This is a genomic window from Candidatus Cloacimonadota bacterium (assembly GCA_011372345.1).
GTDB lineage: Bacteria > Cloacimonadota > Cloacimonadia > Cloacimonadales > TCS61 > DRTC01.
The window spans coordinates 1-4,105 of the sequence record DRTC01000602.1; the positions used below are offsets into that span (position 1 = coordinate 1).

The window sequence follows — 4,105 nt, forward strand, 5'->3', positions numbered from 1 at the left end:
GAATAGCGAACACCGATTGTTGATTGTTGAAAAAAATCAATCTTCATCATTCTGCAATCACTAATCATCATTCGATATTCTTTTTATGATTTAATAATAACGAACACCGATTGTTGATTGTTGAAAAAAAATCAATCTTCATCATTCTGCAATCACTAATCATCATTCGATATTCATTTTATGATTTAAGAATAACGAACACCGATTGTTGATTGTTGAAAAAAATCAATCTTCATCATTCTGCAATCACTGATCATCATTCGATATTCTTTTTATGATTTAAGAATAATGAACACCGATTGTTGATTGTTGAAAAAAATCAATCTTCATCATTCTGCAATCACTAATCATCATTCTAATTTCCCTGTGCTGTTTTTATGCTTTTCACAAATATGGAAATAAGTTCATTATTTTCTTGTAACAATGCTTTGAGTTTTTCTTCTGATTCATGTAGTTTTGCTTTATTAATTATTTTCAAGCATACATAGGTTTCCCTTAATTCTTTTAGAACAACCTTAATCTTATGAATAAAATCTTTCTTGGATTCTCCACTTTGAGCTTCACCATAATTTAATGCCGGAGAAGTACCTGATCGAAGAAGTTGACCTGAAAGGTGATTACCTGCTTTTGTATTTTGGATCTGATCGATAAATTCTATTATAGAAACTGAAAAATTTATCAGTAGTTCTTCTAAATTATGGGGTCTCATATTGGATTTTTTATTATTAGATTTTTCAATCTTCATCATTCTTTTTTTTCTTCAATCATCATTCAACAATCAGCATTCGTCAATCTTCAATCGACAATCGTCAATTTTCTCTATATTCCTTCACTCCCTCATCAAAAAGATCGTTCCCATAAACATCATTAGCAACAATACAGGGCAAATTTTCAACTTTCAATTCGCGAATTGCTTCCGGTCCCAGATCTTCATAAGCAATAACTTTTGCTTCTTTAATGGATTGAGCCATAACAACCGCAGCTCCTCCAATAGCAGCAAAATATACTCCTTTATTCTTGATCATCGAAGCTATCACTTCTTTGCTTCTCGGACCTTTGCCGATCATTCCTTTCAAACCATTATCCAATAAAACCGGTGAATACGGATCCATCCGATAACTCGTGGTCGGACCGGCAGAACCGATCGGCATTCCCGGTCTGGCAGGAGATGGACCAACAAAATAGATGATCTGACCTTGAATATCGAAAGGAAGTTCTTTTCCGGCTGCAATCAGGTCAACCAGCCTTTTATGGGCAGCGTCGCGAGCAGTATAGATCGTTCCGCTGATCAGGACTTTGTCACCAATATGTAATCCTTCCAAGTCATTATCTTTGAGAGGAGTTTGTAATTTTATTTCTTTTGTCATTGTTTCTCCTTATAAAATCGCACTTTTATGTCTATGAACATGACATTGGATATTTACGGCAACCGGCATGGAAGCAATATGACAGGGTTTATAAAGAATATTGACAGCGATGGCAGTTGTTCTTCCGCCTAATCCCTGTGGACCGATTCCGAGTTTATTAATTCTTTCTAAAATTTCATCTTCGATTTTTGCCCATTTCGGATCAGGATTTTTTTTATCTAAAGAGCGGAGCAGAGATTTTTTAGCAAGTAAAGCGCTTTGCTCGAAATTACCTCCCAAACCAACTCCCACAATGATCGGAGGACAAGGATTTCCGCCTGACCTGCGAACTCTATCCACGACAAAATCCTTTACTCCCTCGATTCCGTCTGCAGCTTTCATCATCTTGACTTCACTCATATTTTCCGAGCCGCCGCCTTTGGCTGCCAGAGTTATCTTGATCTTATCTCCCGGAACAAGATCAAGATAAATTAGAGCCGGAGTATTGTCCTTCGTGTTTTTCCTTTCGATGACCGGATCATCGACCATCGATTTGCGCAGATATCCGTCTTTATAACCCTGACGAACTCCTTCGTTAATGGCTTCATAAAAATCACCTCCAACAAGGTTAACATCCTGTCCGAGTTCGATAAAAATAACCGCAACTCCGGTATCCTGGCAGAGCGGCATTTTCTTCTCAACCGCGAGTTTCTGATTTTCAAAAATTATGGAAATGATCTCTTTGGCGATGGGTGACACTTCCTTTTCCTGAAATTCTTTAAGCTTTTTTACGACATCGTCTCCAATATAAATACTCGCATCAAGACATAATTTTCTGACAATTGGAATGACTTCTTTAACATTGATTTCTCGCATAATTGCTCCTGAATTTTAATTATCTAAAAACCTTGCAAAGGTTTGCAACCATTCACGATAAAAACTTTCCGAATCTTATTTGTAAGAATTCCTTTGTAAAAAACTTCGGAAAGTAAAATCGTTCTATACCTGCCTTTTATCCATTAATTCATGAAATCATTTATCTTCTGATTCTTTGATAATATGTTTCTTAAAATACTTAAATGCTTTATCGATCGAAGAGAAACCTTTATATGCTTCACCTATATGATAATTGGAAACCAGTTCATCGATATTATCGTCACTTTTTGCTCTTTCAATACCAAAAGTATAAAGAAGTTCCTGATCATTAACAAGACTGTACATTTTGTCCATTGCTCCACGATGTTCACCATCTTTATCCAGAACTTTTTTAAAACATATCAGTGCTTTTTTTATTTCTGAAAGACCGAGATAGGAAAGACCGAGATGATAATTCACGGAAACAATATTCGGATCTTCTTTAAGAATTTCCTCGAAGTATTTAACTGCCTGCTTAAAATCTCCGATCGTTTTATAGGAAATTGCCAGGTGGTAATAGCCGAGAGTGCACTTTTCCCCTTTTTCCTGTAATTTTTTAAAAGAATCGATACTTTTTCTGACCTTCCCTAAATGATACAAAGAGATTCCTTTCCAGTAATGAGCCATGTAAAGATCAGGTTCTAATTCAATTACTCGGTCAAAGAGAGAAATAGCCTTATAGAATTTTGTTGCTCTGAAATATAGCACTCCCAGTTTGTAAAGAATGAGAGCATATTTAGGTTTCAGTGAAATTATTTTTTCATAATTTTTGATCGAACTTTCGATATCTCCTAAAATGTAGTAAATATCTGCTAAATTCGTCATTGCGCAAATGTTTTCAGGCTCGATCTCTAATATTTTTTTATATTCTTTCGAAGATTTAATAAGACTACCCTGCATTTTATAATTTTCAGCAAGCTTACACATTTCTTCTATTTTTTGCATTTTATCCTCTAATATTACAATTTATCCTAATACTTCCTTAATTTTTGTTCCTACTTCCGCTGGAGAATCGACAACATATACACCAGCTTTGGAAAGTGCTTCCATCTTTTCCTGGGCAGTTCCTTTGCTTCCGGCGATTATTGCTCCGGCATGACCCATTCGTTTTCCTTTGGGAGCTGTTGCTCCGGCGATAAAGGCAACCACAGGTTTGGAAACATTTTCTTTGATAAAATCTGCTGCCTGGATTTCCAGATCACCCCCGATTTCTCCAATAATGACCATTGCTTCTGTTTCCGGATCTTTTTCAAATAGTTTCAACAGATCGATAAAAGTGCTTCCTATAATTGGATCACCACCAATTCCAATCGCAGTTGAGATTCCCAGTCCTGCCAGAACGACTTGATTCGCCATTTCGTAAGTAAGAGTTCCGGATTTTGAGATCAGCCCGACTTTTCCTTTTTTGAAAACAAATCCCGGCATGATCCCTATTTTTGCTTCTTCGGAAGTTATTATTCCCGGACAGTTAGGACCGATCATGGTAACATTATGCTTATCAGTGAATTTTTTGGCAATCACCACATCTCTGGTTGGAATTCCCTCCGTGATGCAGATAATGATCTTAATTCCGGCAGAAGTTGCTTCCATAATAGCATCGGCTGCGAATGCCGGAGGTACAAGGATCAGAGATACATCTGCTTCAGTTTCTGCAATCGCTTCTTTGACTGTATTGAAAACAGGTTTTCCAAGATGAGTTTGACCGCCTTTATTAGGAGTAACTCCTCCAACAATATTCGTTCCGTATGCAAGACATTGTTCTGCATGAAAAGTTCCTTCCTTTCCGGTGAATCCCTGCACGATCACTTTTGAAGATTTATTTACTAATATGCTCATTATTGAAC

5 protein-coding genes are annotated in these 4,105 nt (G+C 36.7%); all 5 read right to left on the minus strand.

Annotated features, from left to right (window positions below; translation table 11 throughout):
- Positions 1–355: 355 nt before the first annotated feature.
- Positions 356–709 carry a four helix bundle protein gene (locus ENL20_11510; protein HHE39180.1) on the minus strand — a complete coding sequence of 118 codons (354 nt, stop codon included), beginning with the start codon at positions 707–709 and terminating at the stop codon, positions 356–358.
- A gap of 100 nt (positions 710–809) precedes the next feature.
- The gene (locus ENL20_11515) at positions 810–1,367 is read right to left on the minus strand and encodes a Fe-S-containing hydro-lyase (GenBank protein ID HHE39181.1); all 558 of its coding nucleotides are present in this window, start codon (positions 1,365–1,367) and stop codon (positions 810–812) included.
- A gap of 9 nt (positions 1,368–1,376) precedes the next feature.
- Positions 1,377–2,222: a fumarate hydratase gene (locus tag ENL20_11520; protein HHE39182.1), complete on the minus strand. Its 846-nt coding sequence runs from the start codon at positions 2,220–2,222 to the stop codon at positions 1,377–1,379.
- 156 nt (positions 2,223–2,378) lie between these two features.
- Complete coding sequence (locus ENL20_11525; protein HHE39183.1) at positions 2,379–3,206, minus strand: tetratricopeptide repeat protein; 828 nt, start codon at positions 3,204–3,206, stop codon at positions 2,379–2,381.
- A gap of 21 nt (positions 3,207–3,227) precedes the next feature.
- Positions 3,228–4,097 (minus strand): succinate--CoA ligase subunit alpha, encoded by an 870-nt coding sequence (gene sucD / locus ENL20_11530; GenBank protein ID HHE39184.1) that lies wholly within the window; start codon positions 4,095–4,097, stop codon positions 3,228–3,230.
- Positions 4,098–4,105: the final 8 nt, after the last annotated feature.